At 50.5% G+C, this 21,676-nt stretch carries 27 protein-coding genes; 13 read left to right on the forward strand and 14 right to left on the reverse strand.

Features of this window, described 5'->3' with window-relative positions; all coding sequences use genetic code 11:
* Positions 1 to 61: 61 nt before the first annotated feature.
* Positions 62 to 391: a tyrosine-type recombinase/integrase gene (locus tag EKO24_RS23130; protein WP_241674433.1), complete on the reverse strand. Its 330-nt coding sequence runs from the start codon at positions 389 to 391 to the stop codon at positions 62 to 64.
* A gap of 371 nt (positions 392 to 762) precedes the next feature.
* On the opposite strand from EKO24_RS23130, the gene EKO24_RS07715 reads away from it, so the two are divergent.
* The 10 genes from EKO24_RS07715 to EKO24_RS07765 all read left to right on the forward strand — a co-directional run bounded on the left by EKO24_RS07715 (position 763) and on the right by EKO24_RS07765 (position 7,885).
* Positions 763 to 1,095: a YnfA family protein gene (locus EKO24_RS07715; RefSeq protein WP_127026616.1), complete on the forward strand. Its 333-nt coding sequence runs from the start codon at positions 763 to 765 to the stop codon at positions 1,093 to 1,095.
* 169 nt (positions 1,096 to 1,264) lie between these two features.
* Complete coding sequence (locus EKO24_RS07720) at positions 1,265 to 2,164, forward strand: alpha/beta fold hydrolase (RefSeq protein ID WP_206667232.1); 900 nt, start codon at positions 1,265 to 1,267, stop codon at positions 2,162 to 2,164.
* 146 nt (positions 2,165 to 2,310) lie between these two features.
* Positions 2,311 to 2,748: an ester cyclase gene (locus EKO24_RS07725; RefSeq protein ID WP_127026617.1), complete on the forward strand. Its 438-nt coding sequence runs from the start codon at positions 2,311 to 2,313 to the stop codon at positions 2,746 to 2,748.
* A 578-nt stretch (positions 2,749 to 3,326) separates the two neighbouring features.
* Positions 3,327 to 3,647 carry a hypothetical protein gene (locus tag EKO24_RS07730; protein WP_127026618.1) on the forward strand — a complete coding sequence of 107 codons (321 nt, stop codon included), beginning with the start codon at positions 3,327 to 3,329 and terminating at the stop codon, positions 3,645 to 3,647.
* Positions 3,648 to 3,770: 123 nt separating this feature from the next.
* A complete protein-coding gene (locus EKO24_RS07735) occupies positions 3,771 to 4,436 on the forward strand; it encodes an HAD-IA family hydrolase (RefSeq protein WP_127026619.1) in 666 nt (221 codons plus the stop codon).
* 51 nt (positions 4,437 to 4,487) lie between these two features.
* Positions 4,488 to 4,892 (forward strand): GFA family protein, encoded by a 405-nt coding sequence (locus EKO24_RS07740; RefSeq protein WP_127026620.1) that lies wholly within the window; start codon positions 4,488 to 4,490, stop codon positions 4,890 to 4,892.
* Positions 4,893 to 4,949: 57 nt separating this feature from the next.
* Positions 4,950 to 5,309: a 50S ribosome-binding protein YggL gene (locus tag EKO24_RS07745; protein ID WP_127026621.1), complete on the forward strand. Its 360-nt coding sequence runs from the start codon at positions 4,950 to 4,952 to the stop codon at positions 5,307 to 5,309.
* Positions 5,310 to 5,736: 427 nt separating this feature from the next.
* Positions 5,737 to 6,201 carry an AraC family transcriptional regulator gene (locus EKO24_RS07755; RefSeq protein WP_127026622.1) on the forward strand — a complete coding sequence of 155 codons (465 nt, stop codon included), beginning with the start codon at positions 5,737 to 5,739 and terminating at the stop codon, positions 6,199 to 6,201.
* A gap of 312 nt (positions 6,202 to 6,513) precedes the next feature.
* Positions 6,514 to 7,263, forward strand: coding sequence for a class I SAM-dependent methyltransferase (locus EKO24_RS07760; protein WP_127026623.1), 750 nt, complete (start codon positions 6,514 to 6,516; stop codon positions 7,261 to 7,263).
* Between the two features lie 313 nt (positions 7,264 to 7,576).
* Positions 7,577 to 7,885 (forward strand): antibiotic biosynthesis monooxygenase family protein, encoded by a 309-nt coding sequence (locus tag EKO24_RS07765; protein ID WP_127026624.1) that lies wholly within the window; start codon positions 7,577 to 7,579, stop codon positions 7,883 to 7,885.
* 8 nt (positions 7,886 to 7,893) lie between these two features.
* Here the strand turns inward: EKO24_RS07765 and EKO24_RS23395 are convergent, their stop codons facing one another.
* The 4 genes from EKO24_RS23395 to EKO24_RS07780 form a co-directional block, all read right to left on the reverse strand.
* Positions 7,894 to 8,028, reverse strand: coding sequence for a hypothetical protein (locus EKO24_RS23395; protein WP_277752502.1), 135 nt, complete (start codon positions 8,026 to 8,028; stop codon positions 7,894 to 7,896).
* Positions 8,029 to 8,113: 85 nt separating this feature from the next.
* A complete protein-coding gene (locus tag EKO24_RS07770) occupies positions 8,114 to 8,335 on the reverse strand; it encodes a VF530 family protein (RefSeq protein WP_127026625.1) in 222 nt (73 codons plus the stop codon).
* 3 nt (positions 8,336 to 8,338) lie between these two features.
* Positions 8,339 to 9,181: a PA4780 family RIO1-like protein kinase gene (locus EKO24_RS07775; RefSeq protein ID WP_127026626.1), complete on the reverse strand. Its 843-nt coding sequence runs from the start codon at positions 9,179 to 9,181 to the stop codon at positions 8,339 to 8,341.
* Between the two features lie 94 nt (positions 9,182 to 9,275).
* Entirely contained in the window at positions 9,276 to 10,502 is a 1,227-nt protein-coding gene (locus EKO24_RS07780) for a TIGR03862 family flavoprotein (protein WP_277752503.1), read from the reverse strand.
* Between the two features lie 147 nt (positions 10,503 to 10,649).
* On the opposite strand from EKO24_RS07780, the gene EKO24_RS07785 reads away from it, so the two are divergent.
* From EKO24_RS07785 to galE, 3 genes are all read left to right on the forward strand, one after another.
* Positions 10,650 to 10,979, forward strand: a complete 330-nt coding sequence (locus tag EKO24_RS07785; RefSeq protein ID WP_127026628.1) for a cupin domain-containing protein — start codon at positions 10,650 to 10,652, stop codon at positions 10,977 to 10,979.
* A 459-nt stretch (positions 10,980 to 11,438) separates the two neighbouring features.
* Entirely contained in the window at positions 11,439 to 12,968 is a 1,530-nt protein-coding gene (locus EKO24_RS07790) for a bifunctional GNAT family N-acetyltransferase/carbon-nitrogen hydrolase family protein (RefSeq protein WP_127026629.1), read from the forward strand.
* A gap of 62 nt (positions 12,969 to 13,030) precedes the next feature.
* Positions 13,031 to 14,023, forward strand: coding sequence for a UDP-glucose 4-epimerase GalE (gene galE, locus EKO24_RS07795; RefSeq protein ID WP_127026630.1), 993 nt, complete (start codon positions 13,031 to 13,033; stop codon positions 14,021 to 14,023).
* A gap of 119 nt (positions 14,024 to 14,142) precedes the next feature.
* Here the strand turns inward: galE and hypF are convergent, their stop codons facing one another.
* From hypF to hypA, 9 genes are all read right to left on the reverse strand, one after another.
* The gene (gene hypF, locus EKO24_RS07800) at positions 14,143 to 16,449 is read right to left on the reverse strand and encodes a carbamoyltransferase HypF (protein WP_127026631.1); all 2,307 of its coding nucleotides are present in this window, start codon (positions 16,447 to 16,449) and stop codon (positions 14,143 to 14,145) included.
* Positions 16,449 to 17,492, reverse strand: a complete 1,044-nt coding sequence (hypE, locus tag EKO24_RS07805) for a hydrogenase expression/formation protein HypE (RefSeq protein WP_127026632.1) — start codon at positions 17,490 to 17,492, stop codon at positions 16,449 to 16,451. Before hypE ends, hypF begins: the two co-directional genes overlap by 1 nt.
* Positions 17,493 to 17,553: 61 nt before the next feature.
* Entirely contained in the window at positions 17,554 to 18,165 is a 612-nt protein-coding gene (locus EKO24_RS07810; RefSeq protein ID WP_127026633.1) for a Uma2 family endonuclease, read from the reverse strand.
* Between the two features lie 84 nt (positions 18,166 to 18,249).
* Complete coding sequence (locus EKO24_RS07815) at positions 18,250 to 18,636, reverse strand: type II toxin-antitoxin system VapC family toxin (protein WP_127026634.1); 387 nt, start codon at positions 18,634 to 18,636, stop codon at positions 18,250 to 18,252.
* On the reverse strand, positions 18,633 to 18,860 hold the full coding sequence (locus tag EKO24_RS07820) for a hypothetical protein (RefSeq protein WP_127026635.1): 228 nt from the start codon (positions 18,858 to 18,860) through the stop codon (positions 18,633 to 18,635). The genes EKO24_RS07815 and EKO24_RS07820 overlap by 4 nt, the downstream gene beginning before the upstream one ends.
* A gap of 79 nt (positions 18,861 to 18,939) precedes the next feature.
* Positions 18,940 to 20,046: a hydrogenase formation protein HypD gene (gene hypD, locus EKO24_RS07825; protein WP_127026636.1), complete on the reverse strand. Its 1,107-nt coding sequence runs from the start codon at positions 20,044 to 20,046 to the stop codon at positions 18,940 to 18,942.
* Positions 20,043 to 20,273: a HypC/HybG/HupF family hydrogenase formation chaperone gene (locus tag EKO24_RS07830; protein WP_127026637.1), complete on the reverse strand. Its 231-nt coding sequence runs from the start codon at positions 20,271 to 20,273 to the stop codon at positions 20,043 to 20,045. The genes hypD and EKO24_RS07830 overlap by 4 nt, the downstream gene beginning before the upstream one ends.
* A gap of 151 nt (positions 20,274 to 20,424) precedes the next feature.
* Positions 20,425 to 21,246: a hydrogenase nickel incorporation protein HypB gene (gene hypB, locus EKO24_RS07835; protein ID WP_127026638.1), complete on the reverse strand. Its 822-nt coding sequence runs from the start codon at positions 21,244 to 21,246 to the stop codon at positions 20,425 to 20,427.
* Positions 21,246 to 21,676, reverse strand: a 431-nt coding sequence (gene hypA / locus EKO24_RS07840) for a hydrogenase maturation nickel metallochaperone HypA (protein WP_241674432.1), incomplete at its 5' end; no start/stop codon positions are given. The genes hypA and hypB, both read right to left, overlap by 1 nt.

Below are 21,676 nucleotides of genomic sequence, written 5' to 3' on the forward strand. Positions count from 1 at the left end.
AGGTTATCGCCACGTTCATCACCGGCTTTATGCCCGGCAAAGACCTGCTCAATCCACAATATTAACCAGCGGTCAATGCGTAACTTCTATAAATCATCGTCGTACCGACATCCGAATGCTCTAACAATTCTTGCACAGTTCGAATATCGTGGCCGCCTTCCAGCAAATGCGTTGTAAACGAATGGCGGAAAATGTGAGGTATCGCAGCTTTGGTCAAATCGGCATCGCGCACCGCCTGTTTAACCGCCCGCGGTATCGCCTGTTCCTGAACGTGATGACGGCGTACGGCTTTTGTGCGCGGATCGGCGGATAACTTGGCCGCAGGAAATACATACTGCCAGCTCCATTGCTTTGCCGCATTAGGATATTTTCTTTGCAACGCATAAGGCATATACACTGCGCCATAACCTTGCTCCAAATCGCCGCTAAATGCGTTAAAAACTACCCTACCTCAGCCGCGCCCATATCGCAGGGATGTTTCTTGCCAAAATGCAGAATATAGCGTTTAATCCAATCCGCATGAGCCTGCTCAGTCCGCATTATAGTGCTTCAAGCGAAATTTGGCCCTGGCCTGATCAAGCAACATAGGCTCTTGATTAGGCAAATTTTGCGATGGGTATTGCATTTGTTTTAGGCATGCTAGATTTATTCAACCGCATGAAATAACAATTATATATCGCATTAGGCCGACAGAATGACGCAATGTTTTGCGTCCATTAGAATGTCTAATATTAGTTAGGCGCCAATCCATGGGTATGAGCTGTGTTTGAACTAAAAACTATCGCGCTTTTTCTGGTCACGGCGGTCGCCGAAATCGTTGGTTGCTATCTTCCTTACCTCTGGCTCAATCAAGGCAAGAGCCCTTGGCTTCTCATCCCAGCCGGGCTCAGCTTAATAATATTTGCATGGCTACTATCGTTTCACCCCACTGCGGCAGGCCGAGTCTACGCGGCCTATGGCGGTGTTTATATCTTTGTTGCCATCCTTTGGCTCTGGACCGTTGACGGCATTAGGCCTACAACATGGGATATCGTCGGTTCGCTTGTCGCGGTTTCCGGCATGGTGATCATTATGTTTGCGCCAAAAAACGTATAGCAGTTCAACTATGAAATCTGCGTAAATCAAGAAAGGAATTGCAGTTTACTGTCAGTCTTAATGCATAGTTTCAATGTTGAAGTGCAACAAAAACAGCGGTCGCGCCTTGACCGCATTGTCAGGCAAAAGCCATTTCATGCCGAGATTTACACGATATAAACTAAATAAAATGAAGAAACTTATATTCTTACTAACCCTGTTATGCATGGCTTTCCCGTCCAATGCTGCCACTTTGCCTAAAGGCGCAAAGAGCGAGTTCACGCATGTGAATAATATTCGCATGCATTACGTAAAGATGGGAAAGGGTCCGTTACTCATCCTCCTCCATGGCTGGCCACAGACTTGGTATGAGTGGAATAAAGTTATGCCAATCCTTGCTGATAAATTTACTGTTGTTGCTCCAGATTTGCGGGGTTTAGGGCTTTCAGAGAAAACACAAACAGGATATGACAAGCAGACTATTGCCCGTGACATAGCAGAACTAATTAAACATTTTGGAGAAAATTCGGCATTTGTCGTAGGTCATGACATGGGAGGAAAAGCGGCTTATGTGCTTAGTCTGTTGTATCCCGAATTGGTAACAAAACTTATCCTAGTGGATTGTATGCCTCCCGGAACGGAGAATATGGATTCTGCAAAAGGTGGGATGTGGCATTACGGCTTTCATATGGCTGAGGATTTCCCAGAGATGCTGACTAAAAATCGTGAACGGGAATATATTTCAGCGCAAATAAGGAAATGGGCGCATCAAAAAGATGCCGTCACTCCACGTGCAGTCGACGAGTATGCTAAGCACTATAGCAGTCCGGGAGGCATGACAGCCGGGTTTAATTACTATCGTGCGTTACCGGACGATGCCAAGTTTGTCTCAACCTATGCAGATAGAAAGTTCGTTATGCCAATTCTTACTATCGCAGGACGATATGGGGTTTCGGATAATCTTTTTAAGGCAATGATGCCAAAGTCTGATAAAGTTAAAAGTGTCATTGCCGAAGAAAGCGGTCATTTCGTACCAGAAGAAGCCCCAGTGTTTTTAGCAGAGCAAATATTGAATTTCTTCGGCTCATGAATCAGTACCTAACGGGTTATTCCAGCCGACCGCTTTCAGCTATGCTCCAAGCGTCGGCTAAATTCTACGTTGGGCGTCATAGTCGCGTCCCTCCACGGTCTTTACGTAGCAACCTTCAACAGAGCACTGAGTAAGGAGCATCAAACGTGTCCCTCAATAGCAATACAAAGGAAATACTCACGCAATTCACCCGCGAGGTATGGAGCAAAGGCAATATCGAAGCGTCGGATAAATATATCGCCCAAAAATACACGGTGCTTCACGATCCTGGCGACCCGTGGGAAGGTCGCGAACTTGACCTCGCAGGCTACAAGGAGCGCGTCAAGGTGTTGCGCGCTGCATTTCCAGATCAATGCTTCGACATACAGGGGCTCTTTGCCGATGGTGATGCAGTTGTAATGACTTGGTTCTGGTCAGCTACACACAAGGGAGATATTCCCGGATTTCCCGCTACCGGTAAACAAATCAAAATGTCCGGCGCTACGGTTTACTACTTCGACGGTAGCCGACTCACTGGGCACTGGCAGATCACCGACCGTCTAGGTGTGTATCAGCAGTTACGCCAAGCGGCCGCAGGTGCCTGACAAATAACGCCCAACCCGGCAAGTCGAGCGGACCTGCGCGAAGAGCCGCCCAGGCCGGTTATTTCTACGTTGGGATGTAGCAAAAACTGGTAACGGATCGTAGGTAAGACGAAAGAAGAAAAAATCATCGACAGAAGACGCAAAAACATCCCGCCTGTTAGAGCGAGTAGATACAACCATGAGGACTCCAAGAAGCTTGTTCATCTTTTTCTTGGCGGATTATTCGCGATAGCGGCAGGCATAATAGTGTGGTTCTTAACGGCACCAAACGTATACCCTATTCAAAATGTCTATCCGCCACCTCAGCTATCTGCTCATAGCTACGATCCTGGTAAATTTGTGGTTCGTGGCGGGACACTGACGAAGTTTAGAAACATTTCGTTTCGGCAAAAAGTAATCGAGCGCATAGAACGCATACCAGAAAGTTTCGATGAATCAAGAGCTGTAATAGATGTGTCGCCTAGTGCAATACCTCCTTTTGCGTTAACAAAGGCTCGTGCCGACGCCCTTTATCACTTAAAGCTAATCGCCAAACTCGCTGTTTACATCTATAAGGTAAAATGGATCATTGAAGGGCTATGAATCTTGTCAAAGAAGGTGAATACATAGAGCGTCAGAAGCTCTTAATCGAAGAGATTCTTCGAGCCATCAAATCTGAACTTGAAGATGTCGAGACTCCGGAAGAATTGATTGAGAGTTTAACTGGAAGCATTGGGTTTTCAGTCGCAATTCTCCTTGATGGTGCCGCAAGTATCAAACTCGAAGATAAAGAGTTGAACCCTATGCTCACGTTTCAAATAGACGAGGATAAAATGTTATACTCTGGAGGAAATTCATGGATGCACGAGTATGTTTATCGCCTATTGCCAAAGTTATTCTCGAATAGCAAGAATTCATAAATGAAATCGGTCCTATCAATTATTGCCTAGCGTTGAGCTTAACCGGAGCGTATTTACAATGCGGTTTTATTTTTCAGCTTTCCGGGCCGCACCCGGTTAGCTTTACGTTGGGCATCTTGGTAAATGACTAGTATCTGTGTAATCTTTGATTTGGACGGTACGCTCGTAGACAGCGAGGGACTCTGTAATCAAGCGTTTCTCGATCTGCTTCCGCAACTGAATGAAACCGTGGAATCATTGACCCAGCGGTATCGTGGTAAAAAGCTGGCTCCAATCCTTGCAGACCTTGAGGGCCGCCTTTGCCAGAAGCTGCCAGATGCGTTTGAACTGCATTATCGCCAGCATGTTGCGGAACTCTTCTCTCGTGAATTGAAACCTATGCCCGGCGTTCTCGAAATGCTCGAAACCACGAATTTTCCCAAGTGTATTGCCTCAAGCGGGCCACCTTTGAAAATCCGTCAGACGCTGCAAGTTAGCGGCCTCGCACCTTACTTTGACGACAATATCTTCAGCTCATATGAAGTTGGCTCTTGGAAGCCGGAGCCAGGTCTATTCCAATATGCAGCAAATGCAATGGGCTTTATGCCTAGCCAATGCGTGGTTGTAGAAGATAGCGAGGTTGGGATTGAGGCGGCCGCTGCCGCAGGAATGAAAGCATTCCGGTATGTGCAACATGGTGAAACGTCGTCATACCAGATCGGGGATGAAGTGCCATTTGACAATATGTTGCAGCTTCCCCGACTGCTGACTCAATTGATTAGCAATGCCCAACCCATCATTCAACTCTGACTGGCGCGCCAGCCGGTTAATTCAAACGCTATGTCCCTCAGAGCTAAACCGATGATTAAACAAGTTGGAAACACGGTAATTAAATTGAAGCACAAAGCATCGTGTCATTGTGGCGCGGTCGTCCTAGAGCTCGATTTGCCAAATGGGATTGAAAACCCGCGGCGTTGCGATTGCTCGATATGTCGGCGAAGAGGCACTATTGTTGCCTCTGTTAAATTGTCTGGCATCAAGATTATTAAAGGCACTGACACATTGCGCTTATATCAATTCAATACAATGACAGCTAAACACTATTTCTGCTCTGTGTGCGGCATTTATACTCATCATCAGCGCCGTTCAAACCCAAAAGAATATGGGTACAATGTAGGATGTCTGGAAGGTGTTAACCCATTTCTCATTGAAAACATCCCAACAAATGATGGTATCAATCATCCGTCAGACCGAAATAAGACATAACATTGCGCTCAAGCGGGACGGTCGCTGTCGCCCCCTTAGCCTTGTTAGGAATATACTGTGAAATCACTGCTGCCGCATGAAATGGATAAACCCCGTAGTCGCAGACTCCGCAAGAAACTACGTGTCGGTGAGTTTCAGGAATTTGGAATTGACATACAAATTCTGTTTGATAAAGAGATCATCACGCTTGATTCAGCACTAAACTTATGGATTGAATTCATCGAGTCTAAAGGCTGGGTATTCGGCGGAGGTGGAAGCGAGAACAGTGAGTTGCTCTCGGGCTTCATTTGTCAGTCAAATAGGGGGGCTCTGGGCGAGCATGATCTTTTAGCAATACGAGAATGGTCAGATAAGCAAAATTGGATTAAAAGTACTGTGACGCAACAACTGCAAGATGCATGGCATAACTATGGCTAGTACATCCTGACAATGCGCTCAAATTGCTTACTTCGTTCGCAGGGATGCGCTGAAGCCAGCCCTTTATCTTATAGTTAGGCTTCTTGGAAAATTACTGTGCCAAATATTCAACTTCCACCCGATGTACTCCGTTCTATTCCACAGAATTTGCCAATTCCTTTGAATGATGGAGCGTGTGAACATCTGGAAAACATGCCGCTGCCCGATGTTTGACGCTCATTACTCAGGGCAGAATGATTAAAAAATGTTTTTATCCTATCTTTCCACCAGATAAAAATGTTATTGAGGTGATCGCCTGGCTCTCCGAGAATCAAGCCTAACCCAACACTCAACCGGAGCGCGGTGACAATGCGGTTTCATTTTTTCAGTTTTATAGGCCGCGCCCGGTTAGTTCTACGTTGGGCCTCACAATAGGACTCTTCATCGCATGGACGTCAAGATTCTCGTATTCCCCGAAACGAAGGTTGCTGCCATTGAGCATCATGGCTCGCCGGCCCTCGAATACGACACCGTACGTAAGCTCATCGCCTGGAAGATTGAGCACCGCCTTCTGGATCAATCGAAATACAGAAGCTATGGCGTTCATTACACGGACCCGCGTACTACGCCAGCTACCCTGCACCGTGTTGACTTCTGCCTGTCCTTCGAGGACAAAGTTGGCCCCAATCCTTACGGCATTTTGAACAAAGTGATCCCCGGCCGACGCTGCGCTTTCGCACGAGATGTTGGTTCTCGTTCTAACAACAAAGCCGCCGCCTATCTCTATGAGACATGGTTGCCTCAGAGTGGCGAGTCAGCCGGCGATTTCCCGATCTTCTTCCACTACGTCAACGTGGGGCCAAACGTGCGTGAAGAAGAAATGATCACTGATGTCTACTTGCCGTTGAAGTAAACTTCATGAAAATCACGAGACGAGTGCCCCCCATCATTTCCACCGAACCTGCGCGAAAAGCGTACAGGTTCGGCGAATTCAAACGCTAGGCCACTTGAAAGACGATTGAAACGAACCCTTCCCTTCCGAGACGCCAGCATTGTTGCCAATGCAGTGCAATACTATAGACGGACGCCAACGCTTAACGGCATTGTTCCGTTAGGCTTTCTGGCGTCAGCCTAAATTACAGCACTGCGGATTTTATCAACAGAAAACCGAGCTTTCTGCAAAAATATGTAGAACCATACTGCGTTACTATTAAAGTCGAGCAACATGAAAAATCAAACTATAGAAAATGAAGCCGGTGAACGGCGCTTCCAGGGCCATATGAGCGAAGAATATCTTATTGTAATGCAAGGCATTCCTCACCTTGCCGATATGGATCGCCGGGTACAAGAGGCCATAATCGGCTACCGTGATTGTGAAAAAACCGGGCAGCCGCTTAAGGTGCTGGAAGTGGGCTGCGGTCCCGGCCGCGCTACGGCGAAAATCATTGCCTCGCGCCCCGGCTTGAATCTGGTAGCCATCGATAGCGAGCCCAAACTTGCCGTGCAAGCGCGGCGTTATCTTTCCGAAGCCGTTGACGACGGCATCTTATCTATTGTCGAGGCCGATGCGCTGGTTTATCTGCAAGCATCGCCGGACAATCATTTTGACATCGTGATAGAAGTCTTGTGCCTGCATAATCTCGAACTGAATTATCGCAACCAAGTCTTGCAAGAGATTTACAGGACGCTAAAACCGGGCGGTTTGTTCATTGCCGCCGATAAATTCCCGCCCGACGACCCGGTGATGTTTTCCAAGCTTTTGCAAGATCATATTGGCCTGTTCGTGGACGGAATTGCGCCTTCCGGGCGCTTTGATTTGTTAAAAGAAGTGGTTCTGCATGAGCTGGCTGACTTTTCGCCGGAACGTATTATGAAAGAACAGGAGTCGCTGCAAATCTTGATGAATTTGGGTTTTCAAAATTGCCGCTTTATTTTCCGCCGCAATTTCGATTGCGTGTTTTTGACGAATAAATAGTCCGGATAAGCTTGCGGAGTCCGGGATAAACTGGACGCGGACTCCAAGCGAAACGGCGTGTCCCTAGCGTTTCCACGATTTCCAAGCTTAATTGCTGGCACAAACAACGATTTTTCTGTCCGGCTCAATCATTTCACTATCAAATTCCCTCACTGAATAACCGATCACATTGATTAGACGGCACTGAAAAGCGATGTTGCGAATTTTCATGGCAAAATCGCGGCCGCCAGTTAAAATATTCTCTCGCTTAATCGACGTAATACTGCCCCCAATCTCGACGAGAATCTGCACTCAAACTACTGACAAAAATCAAATGGATAAAATAGCCAACACCCCAAAACCGCCCTATTACGCAGTCATTTTCACGTCGTTCAGAACCGAAGGCGACAACGGTTATGCCGAAACGGCAAACCGTATTCTTGAAATCGCCCGCCAACAACCGGGGTTCCTGGGTTACGAAGGGGCTCGGCAAGGCATCGGCATTTCGGTATCGTATTGGCAATCGCTGGAAGCTATTCAGGCCTGGAAACAGCATCCTGAGCACAAGAAAGTGCAGGAAAAGGAAGCGCTATGGTACGGCGAATCACGTATTCGCGTATGTAAAGTGGAGAGGGAGTATTAGGGCTATTGTTATTCCTGTTTGTTAAATCTGCCAATCAAAACCACGGCCAGAAAAAACAACGTGGCGAACAGCCAGAAGGTATTGATAGTCAGAACATAAAACACGAACGACAACAGCAATGCTTGAACGGATAATGGCGGCATAACAACCTCGCTGCGGTAAAAAATCTTACTTATAACCGATTCTTTGCCATTACGCTGCAAAAAATTCCACCGTATCAAGCTTGGTTTAGCGTGCTTTATTCGCCAGATACAAATCTTCTACTTGCTTTCTGGCCCACGGCGTCTTTCTTAAAAATTTCAAGCTCGATTTAATGCTGGGATCGTGATTGAAACAGCGGATATTGATCAAACTGCCCAGCTCGTCCCAGCCGTATTCCGCAACCAACTCTTCGAGCAACTTTTCCAAGGTAATGCCGTGCAGCGGGTTTCCCGGTTGTTTATCAGTCATAATCTACTCTTCATGTTCGTAACGGCGGCGCATGGCTTCTTCCCTGGCATCCTTAATTTCTCTGATCACGCTACGGACATCGGCTTTTTTGTTGCTGTCCTTAAAGCGCCCGGTCAGTTCGGTTTGCGTCGTTAAGTTGCCGGATTCGTAAAGTTTCCAGATCTCTTTCCCATACTGGGTTTTCAGCAGCTCGGGGGCGAAGCGGCCAAAATAATCGGCTAAATTATCGACGTCGCGTTCCAGCATTCGGGCCGCATTATTATTCGCCGCCGCATCGACGGCCTGGGGCAGATCGATAATGACCGGGCCTTGGGCATCGACCAGGATGTTGTATTCGGAAAGATCGCCATGTACAAGGCCGGCGCACAGCATTCTGACGACTTCCTTAATCAGCAAGCCGTGGTATTTAAGCGCCTGCTCCCGGCTCAACTCAAGATCGTTCAAGCGTGGGGCCGCATTGCCGTGTATATCGGTCACCAACTCCATTAACAGTACGCCCTCGATGAAATTATAGGGCTGCGGAACGCGCACACCGGCCGCGGCAAGACGGTATAGCGCATCGACTTCGGCATTTTGCCAAGCCTCTTCCTGCTGCTGGCGACCAAAGCGGCTGTGTTTTTCCATCGCACGGGATTGACGGCTGTTTCGCACCTTGCGCCCTTCCTGATACTGGTGCTGCTTGTGAAAGCCGCGTTTGTTAACGTCTTTATAAACTTTAGCGCAGCGTATTTCGCCTTCGGAAACAACGACGTAGACCGCCGCCTCTTTACCGCTCTTTAACGGACGAATAACTTCATCAACGAGGCCGTCCTGCACTAATGGTTCTATACTTTTTGGAATTTTCATAGCCGCCCTTATACGCTGCCTTGGTAAAAGTTAAAAATAATAGCGACTTTTTTCGACATAGACTTTGAGCCGATAGTTCTATTTTAAGCTTAATTTATGACAATAATAGCGATTTGCCTTCCATCTTTAACCAAGACAAAACGCCCATCCCTGCAACATGCCCGCTAGCAAAACAGGCGGTTAACAAATAGCCGCCGGTCGGCGCTTCCCAATCCAGCATTTCGCCAGCGCAAAATACGCCCGGCATCGAACGTATCATCAAATGCCGGTCAAGCGCCTCAAAGCTGACGCCGCCGGCGCTGCTGATCGCTTCATCAATCGGTCTTGCGGCAAGCAATTTAATCGGCAAGGCCTTGATCGTTTCGCAAAGCCGAACTGGATTATCGAAATCCTCCTTCGGCAAAACTTCCCTCAGCAAAGCGGCTTTAAGCCCATCGATGGCGATTTGTTTGCGAAGATGATTAGCCAAGGAATGCTTACCGCGCGGTTTCGAGACCTTATCGATCAGGAACTGCTTGTCCTTGCCCGGAGCCAAATCGAGATAAAGCACCGCCGACCCGGATGCGGCAATTTGTTCGCGCAGCAACGCCGACATTTTGTAAATCAGGTTGCCTTCAACACCGTTCGCGGTCACGATCAATTCGCCGCGTTGGCAAAACTCCGACCCTGCCGGGCCGGTAAAAGAGGCTTGCACCGATTTCAAAGGCTGTCCGGCAAAACGATTGCGAAAAAACCCAGTCCACGCAACGTCGAATCCGCAATTCGACGGTTGCAGCGGCAGAACAAGAACGCCCCGCTGACACAGCAGCGGCACCCATGTGCCGGTAGAGCCAAGCCGCGCCCAGCTACCGCCGCCCAATGCCAGCACCACCGCATCGGCACCGGCAGTTTTTTGGCCTTCCGGCGTTGCAAACTGCAACATTTGATCATCCCAACCCTGCCATTGATGGCGCATATGAAAACTGACGCCGCCGGCACGCAAGCGATGCAACCAGGCCCTTAACAAAGGCGCGGCCTTCATATCGGCAGGAAATACTTTGCCCGACGACCCGACGAAAGTTTCAATCCCCAAATCTCGCGCCCAAGCCCGCAAAGCCTCTGGACCGAACGTATCGAGCAGCGGTTTGACATGGGCTTGAGCGGAGCCGTAGCGGGACAGGAATTTATCGAACGGCTCGGAGTGGGTAATGTTCATTCCGCCCTTCCCTGCGATCAAAAATTTCCGGCCCACGGACGGCATTGCATCGTAAAGATCGACTTTCACGCCCGCCCGGCTTAAAACATCCGCGGCCATCAGTCCGGCCGGACCGCCGCCGATAATCGCAACAGTTCGATGGTTGCCTTGGTTCCTTCTGCTACTGATGATCGTCTTGCTCTCTACAATAAAATTGATTCCATACCGTTATTATACAATACCGTTTTGGCTTCGAATTCATAAAATCTTACCCGCTTTCGCCTGGAAAACCCGATGAATACTGTTAGTTCCAACATTTTTAAAAACATACCGGAGCAATTGCCCGACGAATTGTTTGAATGCCTTTTCAAGCAAGATAATGTTCAAATTGAACGCATTATATCCCAAGGCCATGCGACTCCGGCCGGGCAATGGTACGACCAGGATTGGGACGAATGGGTCGTGCTGCTCCAGGGACAGGCCGTTATTGTTTACGAAAAAGACCAGCAATCCTTTCGTTTGAATGCCGGGGATTATTTACTGATTCCTGCGCATACCAAACACCGCGTCGAGTGGACTCCGACCGACGTTCACACCGTCTGGCTGGCGGTTCATCTGCGCTGAGCCGCTAAAGTTTTACTCAACATAGCTCTTCTAAATAAACGAAATCAATAATGGCATTTTAAAAATGGAACACGGATGTCACGGATGCGACGGATTAACACGGATTTTTGCGAGGGCTAACTTTTTATCCGCGTTCTCTCTTTTAGAGCCATGTCGATCTATCTTAATCCGTTACGGTGCCTATATCACCTTATTCAACTCAGGGTTTTAATCAACCCTACACAGCTCTAACTAAGCGCTTACACGGATTCACTTATCCTTTCGAAAGGAATAGATTGAGTTGTCATAAAGCCGTCAAAAAGCAAAGTTATACTCCGGCACAAGGTACCTCATCGCTCCTGTCGTGGTACATCGTCTTTCCAGGTGCAGGACGGCTATCCAGCCGATCTTGCTTCGACAAATCTCCGGGCAAACGGGAGAAATACAGCCTGTGCGTAACATCCGCTATATTTTTAAAATATGAAAAAAACCAAAATTGAAAAACATAAACTCCTGCTTCGGCACCTGACGCTGGACGATTACGATAATATCGCGGTTTTAATGGAGCATGTTTACGGTAACCTGGGCGGAGCCTGGAAAAAAGACCAGTATACGTCGCAAATCACCCGTTTCCCCGAAGGCCAGATTGTGATCGAAGACAACGGCAAGTTAGTCGCCGCTGCCTTGAGTATGATTGTCGATTATGCGCGTTTCGGCGATGTTCACACTTACGCCCAGATCACCAGCAACGGTTACCTGACTCATCACGACTCGCACGGCGACACGTTGTACGGCGTCGATATTTTCGTCCATCCGAAATACCGCGGCCTGCGCCTGGGCCGAAGACTGTACGACGCGCGCAAGGAATTGTGCCGGAACTTGAATTTACGCCGCTTCATTGCCGGCGGACGCATTCCGGGCTATGCCAAATATGCCGATTCGTTAACGCCGGTGCGTTATATCGAGGAAGTTAAAAATCGCGAAATTTACGACCCGGTGCTGTCGTTCCAGCTGTTCAACGGCTTCCACGTGCGCAAGGTGTTGACAGGCTACCTTCCTGTCGACGCCGAATCGAAAGGCTATGCGACACTGCTTGAATGGGTCAATCTCGATTACGTCGAAAAAGCGCCGTCAATCGGCGGCTCCAAAAGCGTTATCCGCCTCGGCGTTGTGCAATGGCAGATGCGCACGTTGACCAGCGTCGACGAATTGCTGAAGCATGCCGAGTTTTTTATCGACGCAGTCGCCGGTTACCATGCCGACTTCGTGCTGTTTCCGGAGTACATGAGCGCGCCGCTGATGGGCTTGTTCAACGAGAAAAGTCCTCCCGATGCGATCCGCGCATTGGCCGGCTTTACCAGTGAAATTCGCAACGGCCTGTTGGCGATGGCGATGTCTTACAACATCAATATCATTGCCGGCTCGATGCCCGAATACAGCAATCACGAGCTCTACAATGTGTCGTGGCTGCTCAGGCGGGACGGTACTTTCGAAGCCCAATATAAAATCCATGCCACGATCGACGAAGTCACCTGCTGGGGCGTTAAAGGCGGCGATGCGTTGAAAGTATTCGATACCGATTGCGGCAAAATCGCGGTGCTGGTCTGTTACGATTCGGAGTTTCCGGAGCTTGCCCGGCTGGCAACGATGCAGGGCGCGCAGATCATTTTCGTACCGTTCTGGACCGATACCAAGAACGCCTATCAGCGCGTGCGTTATTGCTCCCATGCCCGCGCAATTGAAAACGAATGTTTTGTCGCAATTACCGGCAGCGTCGGCAACCTGCCCCACGCCGAAAACATGGACATTCAATACGCGCAAGCGGCCATATTCAGTCCCAGCGATTTTTCGTTTCCGCACGATGCGATATTAGCCGAAGCAACCCCGAACACGGAAATGACCTTAATTGCCGACGTGAACCTGGATTTATTAAAACAAGTCCGTACCCGCGGCGCAGCCCGTAATCTTGCTAATAGACGTCCCGATTTGTATCGTTTAGAGTGGTTTTAAAAATCGGCTCCGGCTTAAAATTCCCATAGTTGCAACTCAATATCACTATCTCCAGGTACGCTATGACATCTGTTAAAACTGTGCTGGTCGTCGGCGGCGCCGGCTATATCGGCTCCCATATGGTTTGGCTGCTCGGCCAAAAAGGCGTCGACGTGGTTACGCTCGATAATTTTTCCAGCGGCTACCCCGACGCCATACTGCACGGCCAATTCGTACATGGCGATATTGGCGACTCGCGAATACTCGATAAAGTGTTCAGCGAACACCCATTCGATGCCGTCATGCACTTTGCGTCGTTCATCCAGGTCGGCGAATCGGTGCAAGCTCCGGCCAAGTATTACCAAAACAACTTTGCCAACACGCTGAACCTGCTCAACGCGATGCGGACTTACGGGGTCGATAAATTTATTTTTTCGTCGACCGCCGCGATTTTCGGCGAGCCGGACTATTCGCCTATCGACGAAGCGCATCCGAAACGGCCGATTAACCCCTACGGTTGGAGCAAGCTGATGGTTGAGCAAGCCTTGGCCGATTACGATCATGCCTACGGTTTCAAATCCGTGTGCTTGCGTTATTTCAATGCCGCCGGCGCGCATCCCGAGGCCTTGCTTGGCGAGCGCCACGATCCCGAAACGCACCTGATCCCGCTCGTGCTGCAAGCCGCTTCCGGCCGCCGTCCGCACATTACCGTATTCGGGCGCGATTACGACACGCCGGACGGCACCTGCATTCGCGATTACATCCATATTCTCGATTTGGCCGAAGCGCACTGGCTGGCCTTGCAACATTTACAATCAGGCGGGGAAAGCGCCGCGTTCAATTTGGGCAACGGCAACGGCTATTCGGTCGAGAACGTGATCCAGGCGGCCAGGCGAATCAGCGGCAAGATCATCCCCGTACAGGAAGGCCAACGCCGCGCAGGCGACCCTGCCCGCTTGGTCGCCAATGCCGATAAGATCAAACAACAGTTGGGTTGGCAGCCCGCTTATGCGGATTTGGATACGATAGTGGAGCACGCTTGGCGTTGGGAGTCTAAGTGCATGTCGGTCAAATAGCCGATCAGTTGAAAAACAAATAGAACGCGGATGACACAGATTAGACGGATTAACGCGGACTTTTTGTTATTACTCTTTAATTAATCCGTGCTTATCCGCCAGATCCGTGTTCCATCGTTTTATTTCAAACCCCGCGCGGCAGCAATCACCGCTTGGCCCAACGCCAAACCGCCGTCGTTAGCCGGATAGCGTTGCGGCGACAGCACGGTTTTACCGCGTTGCGCTAATTGCCCGCTCGCGGCTTCCAGCAGCAAGCGGTTTTGAAATACGCCGCCGCTGAGCACGATGGTATCGATACCGCTTTGACGGCTTAGGTCGTGCAAAAGCCCGGCTGCCGCGGCGCTCAAACTATGATGAATGCGGGCGGCAATAACGGCTTTATCGACGCCGCGCTTAAGATCGGCCAATACCGCCTGCCATAATCCTTGCCAATGAATTACCGGCAACTCTCCGCTCCGATCGATTGCCCAAGCTTGCGGGTACGCTTGCTGGTCCGAAAATACCGGCGTAGCCAGGGTTTCCAGCGCAATCGCGGCCTGGCCTTCATAATGAACTTGTTCGCCATACAGGCCAAGCGCGGCGGCGAAAGCGTCGAACCAACGCCCGCAAGACGTGCCGGGCGGCGAGTTCAGGTTCCTGGAAATCATCGTCTCCAGCATTGCCAGCGGCTTGCTTACCAATAACTTGACGATGTCCAAATCGGCATAATCCTGTTGCAGCGTTTGCCAGTCGAAATAATGCAATAGTTGCGCGTAAGCATTGCGCCACGGCTCGCGCATCGCCTGCGTGCCGCCGGGCAACGCGACAGCCTGGAAATGGCCGAGCCGGGTGTAGCCCTTATAATCGCCGAGCAAAAACTCGCTGCCCCACAAACCGCCGTCATCGCCGAAGCCTAAGCCGTCGAAAATCGCCGCCAGCACCGGCGGCGCATTCAACGCGACGCCGTGCTCGGCCAGGCAGGCCGCCAAATGGGCGTGATGATGCTGCACCGGCTCAACCGGTGCGGCCAGCGTTTGGCCGTATTGCGTCGATAAATAGCCAGGATGATGATCGACCGCAATGCACTGGGGGCTGAAATCATACAATTGCTTGTACAGTTCGATCGCACTGCGGTAATCGGCCTGGACAGCTGCGTTTTCCAGGTCGCCGATATGCTGGCTTACGATGGCTTGGCCGTTTTTCAGCAAACAGAAACTGTTCTTAAGCTCCGCGCCCATCGCCAAAATATGACCGGTTTGCTCGAAACCGGGCGGCAATGCCAGCGCCTCGGGACTATAGCCGCGCGCCCGGCGCAACAAGCGCATGTCGCCGGCCATCAAGCGCACGACCGAATCATCGAGCCGGTTGACGATGGCCCTGTCATGCAGCAACAGATAATCGGCAATGTCTTTCAGCTTTTCCCGCACCTCATCGTTATCGATACATTGCGGCTCGTCGCTGATATTGCCGGAAGTCAGCACGATGGGCGCGTTCAAATCCTGCAATAACAGCGTATGCAGCGGCGTGTAAGGCAGCATGAAGCCGAGTTTGCGATCGTCCGGCGCAACGCCTGAGGCAACCTTCTCGCCCTGCGCAGCCAACAGCACAATCGGCGCGGCTTTGTCGCTTAACGCCTGCTTTTCCTGTCCGCTTAGAATTGCATAGCGGGCAATGGTTTCGATATTCCTAGCCATCAACGCAAACGGCTTCGCATAGCGGCGTTTGCGCTCGCGCAGCCGGTTGACTGCATCTGCATTGGTCGCGTCGCAAGCCAAATGAAAACCGCCCAGACCTTTGATTGCGACAATAAAGCCTTGACGGATCAGTTCGGCGGTTTGTTTGAGCGTATCGTCACTATCCAGCGTTTGGCCGTGCCTATCTTCCAGCCAAAGCTTCGGCCCGCAATAGGAACAACAATTGGCTTGGGCATGGAAACGGCGGTCGGCGGGATCGTCATATTCTTGTTGGCATTGCGGACACATCGCAAATTCGGCCATGCTGGTATGGCAGCGGTCGTAAGGCACGCGCCGGATAATCGACAAACGCGGCCCGCAGTGCGTGCAATTGGTGAATGGATAGCGGTAACGGCGATTGCCGGGATCGGCTATGTCGGCCAGACAATCCGGGCAAGTCGCCGCATCGGCCGCAATCGGCGTTTCAACGCCGTTTTGCCGGCTGGCGGCAATACGAAATCCATTGCTGTCCGGCAATTGATCCAGTATTTGCACGTCCAGACTGTCCAAGCGGGCCAGCGGCGGCAATTGCAAAGGGATTTGCCGGATGAAATCTTCAAGGTCTGGATCGCGGCCGAAAGCATGAATCATCACGCCTTCGCCGTCGTTCCAGACTTCGCCGCTTAATCGGTACTGCTGAGCGATGCGCCAGATCGTCGGCCTGAAACCGACGCCCTGCACTACGCCTCGAACCCGAATCGCCCTGCCGGACATCAACAGATGCGCGGCAGCTGCTCGCCAACCGGCCAGTCGACGATGCGCCGACCGCCGAATGCGGTGGTCATTTGCACGAAATGGTGATCGTCGGCAATCACTTCGCCGATGATCGCCGCATCGCGGCCCAATGGATGTTGCCTCATGACTGCCAGCAGACGCTCGGCCGCATCGGCCGCGCAGATGCAAACCAGCTTGCCTTCGTTGGCGACATACAGCGGGTCTAGCCCCAGAATTTCGCAAGCGGCTTTAACCTCGGATTTAATAGGAACTTGCGTCTCGTCGATAACGATGCCGACGCCGGATTGTTGCGCCAATTCGTTCAACGCCGTTGCCAATCCGCCGCGGGTCGGGTCACGCAAACAATGAATATCGGCAGGCGCGGCGGCGACCATGTCGGCGACCAAGCCGTTTAGCGCGGCGGAATCGGAAACAATCGTCGTTTCGAATTGCAGGTTTTCGCGCCCGGCCATGATCGCAACGCCGTGATCGCCTATCGAACCGCTGACCAGGATGGCACAGCCCGGTTGCGCACGGTTGCCGGAAATAGCCACGCCCTCCGGCACGATGCCGACGCCGGTCGTATTGATGAAAACGCCGTCGCCCTTGCCGCGCTCGAGCACCTTGGTATCACCGGTAACAATCGGCGTACCGGCGCGTTTGGCCGCGTCCGCCATGCTGATAACGATTTGTTCCAGGTCGGCCAGCGGCAAGCCTTCTTCGAGGATGAAGCCTGCCGATAAATAAAGCGGCTTCGCGCCGGACATCGCCACATCGTTGACGGTACCGTGCACCGCCAGTGATCCTATATCGCCGCCCGGAAAAAACAGCGGCGAAATCACATAACTGTCGGTACTGATCGCCAGCCGTCCAGCCGGAACGTTAAACAGGGCCTGGTCGTTATGTTGGCGCAGCAGGTCGTTGTCGAAATGCTTGATGAATAATTCGTCGATCAACTGGGCCATCGCCCGTCCGCCGCCGCCGTGGCTTAGGTCGACTTTGCCGGTTTTTAGATTTAGTTTTGTTGTGTAAGGATTTGGCATGAAAATGATTTTAGGTAACGGCTCAGTGGATGCCGGCTTTCAATAGTTGATAAACGATGTTTTATTTTTGCCAGGTTTCGAATACTTCGGTCAGGTCAACCGCTAATTCGGGGAATAAATGCGCAGTGGCGGTGTCGTCATCCGTGTACATGTGCTTTAGTTGGTAGCGCCCGTTGTCGTCCAGAACAAATTGATGAATGGCTTGATCATTCGGATAAACAATCCAGTATTCCTGCACTCCGCTTTCTTGGTAAAGCTCGTATTTGATTTGCATCTCCCGCTTGGAATTGCCTTTGGATAAAATCTCGATAATCCAGTCGGGTGCGCCGTTGCAGCCTTGTTCGTCCAATACGTCGGGATTGCAAATAACGCTCAAATCGGGCTGGACAACGGTATGAATGTCTTGATTGGCTAAAACGGATTTTTTGCGGTCGTATAGGCGCACGTCGAATAGTGCGGCATAAACGCGGCATTTTTTATGTTTGAAAAAAATATGCAGCAATGTCGTTAAATTCGCCGAAATGTCTTGATGCTTCACGTTCGGCGCAGGCGACATCAACATGATTTTGCCTTTAATCAATTCAATGGTTTCATCCAATTGCCAAGTTAAGTAATCGGCATAACTGTAGGACTGGTTTAAATCTAATTGCGATAATCGGGTGATTTTAGGCATTGGTTTGATCCATAAATACTTTACCGTCTCTCTTTATCCTGATTGGCCGCTATCATGGCCCCCTTTGAATGGCTGATGACCGCACTATTTAATCGTAACAATAGGATAACGCATTATTTTGCTATCCACTGTAACCAAAGGCATTGATTCGACAGTAGCTTGAGCAATAAGCAAACGGTCAAAAGGATCTTGATGATAATTTTCTAAATCGGCCAAGGTATAAATATGCTGTAACGTAATGGGCAAGAGTTTCAAGCCGTTATCCTGTTGTTGTGCCGTTATCATTTCTTGTAACGGACTCTGCAAATTCAGCTTACCCAATTTGCTTTTTATTTGTATTTCCCAAGGCGATACATGACTTAGATACAGTGTGTTTTTGCTGTCTTCGCATAAAGCCAAAACGGTCTCTGAAAGTTTCTCGGGCTGTTGATTTAGCCATAGGAATACGTGGGTATCCAACAACAGGTTCATGTTTTATCGCCCAACCAAAAACTTACCGGCAATTCATCGTCGAATGTTTCGGCAATGGTTATCTTGTCCCGGTATTGTCCGAAAACTCGCTTTTTAGTAACGGGTGTTGCCGCTTCATCATACATAACAATTACTTTTGCTTTTGAAGCTTTGATGTTGTCGGGCAATTGTAAATGTATTTCGTGTGACTCTGTTATGGTCGCTTCTAATTCGATGGCTTGCATGGGGATAAACTCCATTCAATGAAATAAGTCAGAACCTTACCTTAAAAAGGTACGCCGTTAAATGTGTCGCGGTAGCGGCTCAACCCCGCACCCGCCCATAAGACCAATAAGCCGCACAGGCCCCTTCCGACGACACCATACAAGACCCCATCGGATTCTCCGGCGTGCAAACCGTGCCCAGCAATTTGCAATCTTGCGGTTTTTTAGCGCCGCGCAAAATAGCCGGGCATTCGCAGCCTTTGACGTCGGACGCTTGGATTGCGGGCATGTCGAAGCGGCGTTCGGCATCGAAATCGGCATAATCGGCTTTAAGCTTTAACGCGCTGTCGGGAATCAAGCCCAAGCCGCGCCATTCAAATTGCGGCCTCAGCTCGAACACTTCCCGAACCAATGCTTGCGCTTTTTGGTTGCCTTCACGGGTCACGGCACGACTGTATTCGTTCTCTACTTCATGACGGCCTTCGTTAAGCTGGCGGATCAGCATCAACGCCGACTGCATCACATCCAGCGGCTCGAAACCGGCGATGACTATCGATTTGTTATAACGTTCGGCGAATATTTCATAAGGTTGGCTGCCGATCACAGTGCTGACGTGTGAAGGCCCGAGAAAAGCATCGATAGCGACCGGCTGCGGCGCATCCAGTATCGCCTGCATCGCGGCGGGCGTCAGTACGTGGTTGCAAAACACCGTAAAATTAGTCAGCCCCTCAGCCTGGGCTTGCTTGATCGCAACGGCGGTCGGCGGCGTCGTGGTTTCAAAACCGATTGCGAAAAACACGACCTGTTTGTCGGGATTTTCCCTGGCGATTTTCAGCGCATCTTGCGTCGAATAAACCATCCGAATATCGCTGCCGCCTGCCTTCGCTTTCAGCAGGCTATTGCGTCCGGTAGCAGGAACCCGAATTAAATCCGCATAAGTACAAAGGATTACCTCGGGCCGCTCGGCAAGCTGTATCGCATTGTCGATACGGCCGGTCGGCAATACGCAGACCGGACAGCCGGGACCGTGGATAAATTCGACATTCGCGGGCATCAAATCCTGAACGCCGTAGCGGAAAATCGCATGGGTATGGCCGCCGCAAAACTCCATCAGCCGGTAATGACGGTTGGGATCGACAGTTTGCGCAATCGCCTTGGCCAGTTGTTGGGCTAAGTCTTGCTGCCTGAATTCACTGATATATTTCATACGTTTGACGTTAAACCGGCTTCCGCAAACAAAGCCAGGGTTTTTAAAGCTTCGTGCTCGTCGATTTTATTCAGCGCATAACCGACATGGACCAGAACGTAATCGCCGAGCGCGACATCGTCGACCAATGCCAACGACACTTCGACTTTGACATTATCGACCGATGCGGTTGCCATATTGTTGGCGGGATCGATCGCGACGATTTTGGCGGGGAGAGCTAGACACATAGTTTTGTTTCTATTGTGATAAGGTTTTTAAATGCGGGCGTTAGGTTTGAAAATAATGGCACACAGATGACAAGGATTAGGACGGATTTAAACGGATTTTATCCGTGTCATCCGTGTTCTATTTTCCTAGCTACTGAGTAATTGTAGGGCGCTACGCATAATCAATACGCTGCAACTCCAATTCGGCCTTCAGCCAGCGCAGCCAGCTGTCCATACCTTCGCCGGTTTTGGCCGACAACGACAATATCTTGATGCGAGGATTGACTTGTTTTGCATATTGAATGCATTGCTCGCTGTCGAAATCCAGATACGGCAACAGGTCGGTCTTGTTCAAAATCATTAAATCGGCGGCATGGAACATGTCCGGGTATTTAATCGGTTTATCCTCGCCTTCGGTGACCGACAAAATCACCACCTTATGCGCTTCGCCGAGGTCGAACGCCGAAGGACAAACCAGATTGCCGACGTTCTCGATAAATAGCAGGCTACGGTCTTTCGGTTGCAGAGTTTCCAACGCATGGCCGACGCGATGCGCATCGAGATGGCAGCCTTTGCCGGTATTGATTTGCAAGGCCGGTACGCCGGTGGCGCGGATGCGTTCGGCATCGTTGGCGGTTTGCTGGTCGCCTTCGATGACCGCAATGTCGAGTTCGTCTTTCAGCCGGGCGATGGTTTCGGTCAGCAATGTGGTTTTACCGGAGCCGGGGCTGGACACCAGGTTCAACACCAGCATGCCGTGTTCGCTAAAATAATGGCGGTTTTCGGCGGCATAGCGGTTATTCTTGGCCAGAATATCCTGCTCGATTTGCACCATCCGTTTTGGGCTCAAATCCGGCGCATGGGAGTGCGCGGCTTCGTGTCCGTGATGATGGTCATGGTCGTCGTGATGGTGGTGACCGTGAGTATGTTCGTGGTCATGATCGTGATCGTGCGAGTGGGAATGGCCCTCGCCGCAGCCGCATACGCCGCACATTATTCTACCTCCAGTTCTTTGATTCGCATTTGATCTCCGCTGTTGACCTGTAATTGATGGCTGCCGCAGTGCGGGCATAGATCGTATAACTGCTGCACAACCACGTTGCGGCTGCACTGCATGCACCAGGCTTGGCCCGGTACTTCGATAATTTCAAGTTGGGCATGGTCGGCTATCGAACCTTGTACGACCACATCGAAACTGAAACGTAACGCGTCAATCTCGACATTGGATAACGCACCGATTTCCAGCCAGACTGTTTTAACTTTATTGTATTGCTGAACTTCGGCCTGTTGTTCCAAGACTTGCAAAATACTTTCGCAGAGCGACATTTCATGCATGGCAATCCCTGCCATGCACCCTGCGGGCAAGTGCAAATCCGCTCCCGACGGATTTGTCATGATGGCAATCCCTGCCATGCACCCTGCGG

This window comes from Candidatus Methylobacter oryzae (genome assembly GCF_003994235.2).
In the GTDB taxonomy this organism is placed as follows: Bacteria; Pseudomonadota; Gammaproteobacteria; order Methylococcales; family Methylomonadaceae; genus Methylobacter_A; species Methylobacter_A oryzae.

What these genes read in the sequence shown, in the direction of transcription:
- EKO24_RS23130 (WP_241674433.1), bottom strand. Translation starts at nt 391, where the DNA reads ATGCCTTATGCGTTGCAAAGAAAATATCCTAATGCGGCAAAGCAATGG.
- EKO24_RS07720 (WP_206667232.1), top strand. Translation starts at nt 1,265, where the DNA reads ATGAAGAAACTTATATTCTTACTAACCCTGTTATGCATGGCTTTCCCG.
- EKO24_RS07730 (WP_127026618.1), top strand. Translation starts at nt 3,327, where the DNA reads ATGAATCTTGTCAAAGAAGGTGAATACATAGAGCGTCAGAAGCTCTTA.
- EKO24_RS07735 (WP_127026619.1), top strand. Translation starts at nt 3,771, where the DNA reads ATGACTAGTATCTGTGTAATCTTTGATTTGGACGGTACGCTCGTAGAC.
- EKO24_RS07740 (WP_127026620.1), top strand. Translation starts at nt 4,488, where the DNA reads ATGATTAAACAAGTTGGAAACACGGTAATTAAATTGAAGCACAAAGCA.
- EKO24_RS07755 (WP_127026622.1), top strand. Translation starts at nt 5,737, where the DNA reads ATGGACGTCAAGATTCTCGTATTCCCCGAAACGAAGGTTGCTGCCATT.
- EKO24_RS07760 (WP_127026623.1), top strand. Translation starts at nt 6,514, where the DNA reads ATGAAAAATCAAACTATAGAAAATGAAGCCGGTGAACGGCGCTTCCAG.
- EKO24_RS07765 (WP_127026624.1), top strand. Translation starts at nt 7,577, where the DNA reads ATGGATAAAATAGCCAACACCCCAAAACCGCCCTATTACGCAGTCATT.
- EKO24_RS23395 (WP_277752502.1), bottom strand. Translation starts at nt 8,028, where the DNA reads ATGCCGCCATTATCCGTTCAAGCATTGCTGTTGTCGTTCGTGTTTTAT.
- EKO24_RS07770 (WP_127026625.1), bottom strand. Translation starts at nt 8,335, where the DNA reads ATGACTGATAAACAACCGGGAAACCCGCTGCACGGCATTACCTTGGAA.
- EKO24_RS07775 (WP_127026626.1), bottom strand. Translation starts at nt 9,181, where the DNA reads ATGAAAATTCCAAAAAGTATAGAACCATTAGTGCAGGACGGCCTCGTT.
- EKO24_RS07785 (WP_127026628.1), top strand. Translation starts at nt 10,650, where the DNA reads ATGAATACTGTTAGTTCCAACATTTTTAAAAACATACCGGAGCAATTG.
- EKO24_RS07790 (WP_127026629.1), top strand. Translation starts at nt 11,439, where the DNA reads ATGAAAAAAACCAAAATTGAAAAACATAAACTCCTGCTTCGGCACCTG.
- galE (WP_127026630.1), top strand. Translation starts at nt 13,031, where the DNA reads ATGACATCTGTTAAAACTGTGCTGGTCGTCGGCGGCGCCGGCTATATC.
- hypF (WP_127026631.1), bottom strand. Translation starts at nt 16,449, where the DNA reads ATGTCCGGCAGGGCGATTCGGGTTCGAGGCGTAGTGCAGGGCGTCGGT.
- hypE (WP_127026632.1), bottom strand. Translation starts at nt 17,492, where the DNA reads ATGCCAAATCCTTACACAACAAAACTAAATCTAAAAACCGGCAAAGTC.
- EKO24_RS07810 (WP_127026633.1), bottom strand. Translation starts at nt 18,165, where the DNA reads ATGCCTAAAATCACCCGATTATCGCAATTAGATTTAAACCAGTCCTAC.
- EKO24_RS07815 (WP_127026634.1), bottom strand. Translation starts at nt 18,636, where the DNA reads ATGAACCTGTTGTTGGATACCCACGTATTCCTATGGCTAAATCAACAG.
- EKO24_RS07820 (WP_127026635.1), bottom strand. Translation starts at nt 18,860, where the DNA reads ATGCAAGCCATCGAATTAGAAGCGACCATAACAGAGTCACACGAAATA.
- hypD (WP_127026636.1), bottom strand. Translation starts at nt 20,046, where the DNA reads ATGAAATATATCAGTGAATTCAGGCAGCAAGACTTAGCCCAACAACTG.
- EKO24_RS07830 (WP_127026637.1), bottom strand. Translation starts at nt 20,273, where the DNA reads ATGTGTCTAGCTCTCCCCGCCAAAATCGTCGCGATCGATCCCGCCAAC.
- hypB (WP_127026638.1), bottom strand. Translation starts at nt 21,246, where the DNA reads ATGTGCGGCGTATGCGGCTGCGGCGAGGGCCATTCCCACTCGCACGAT.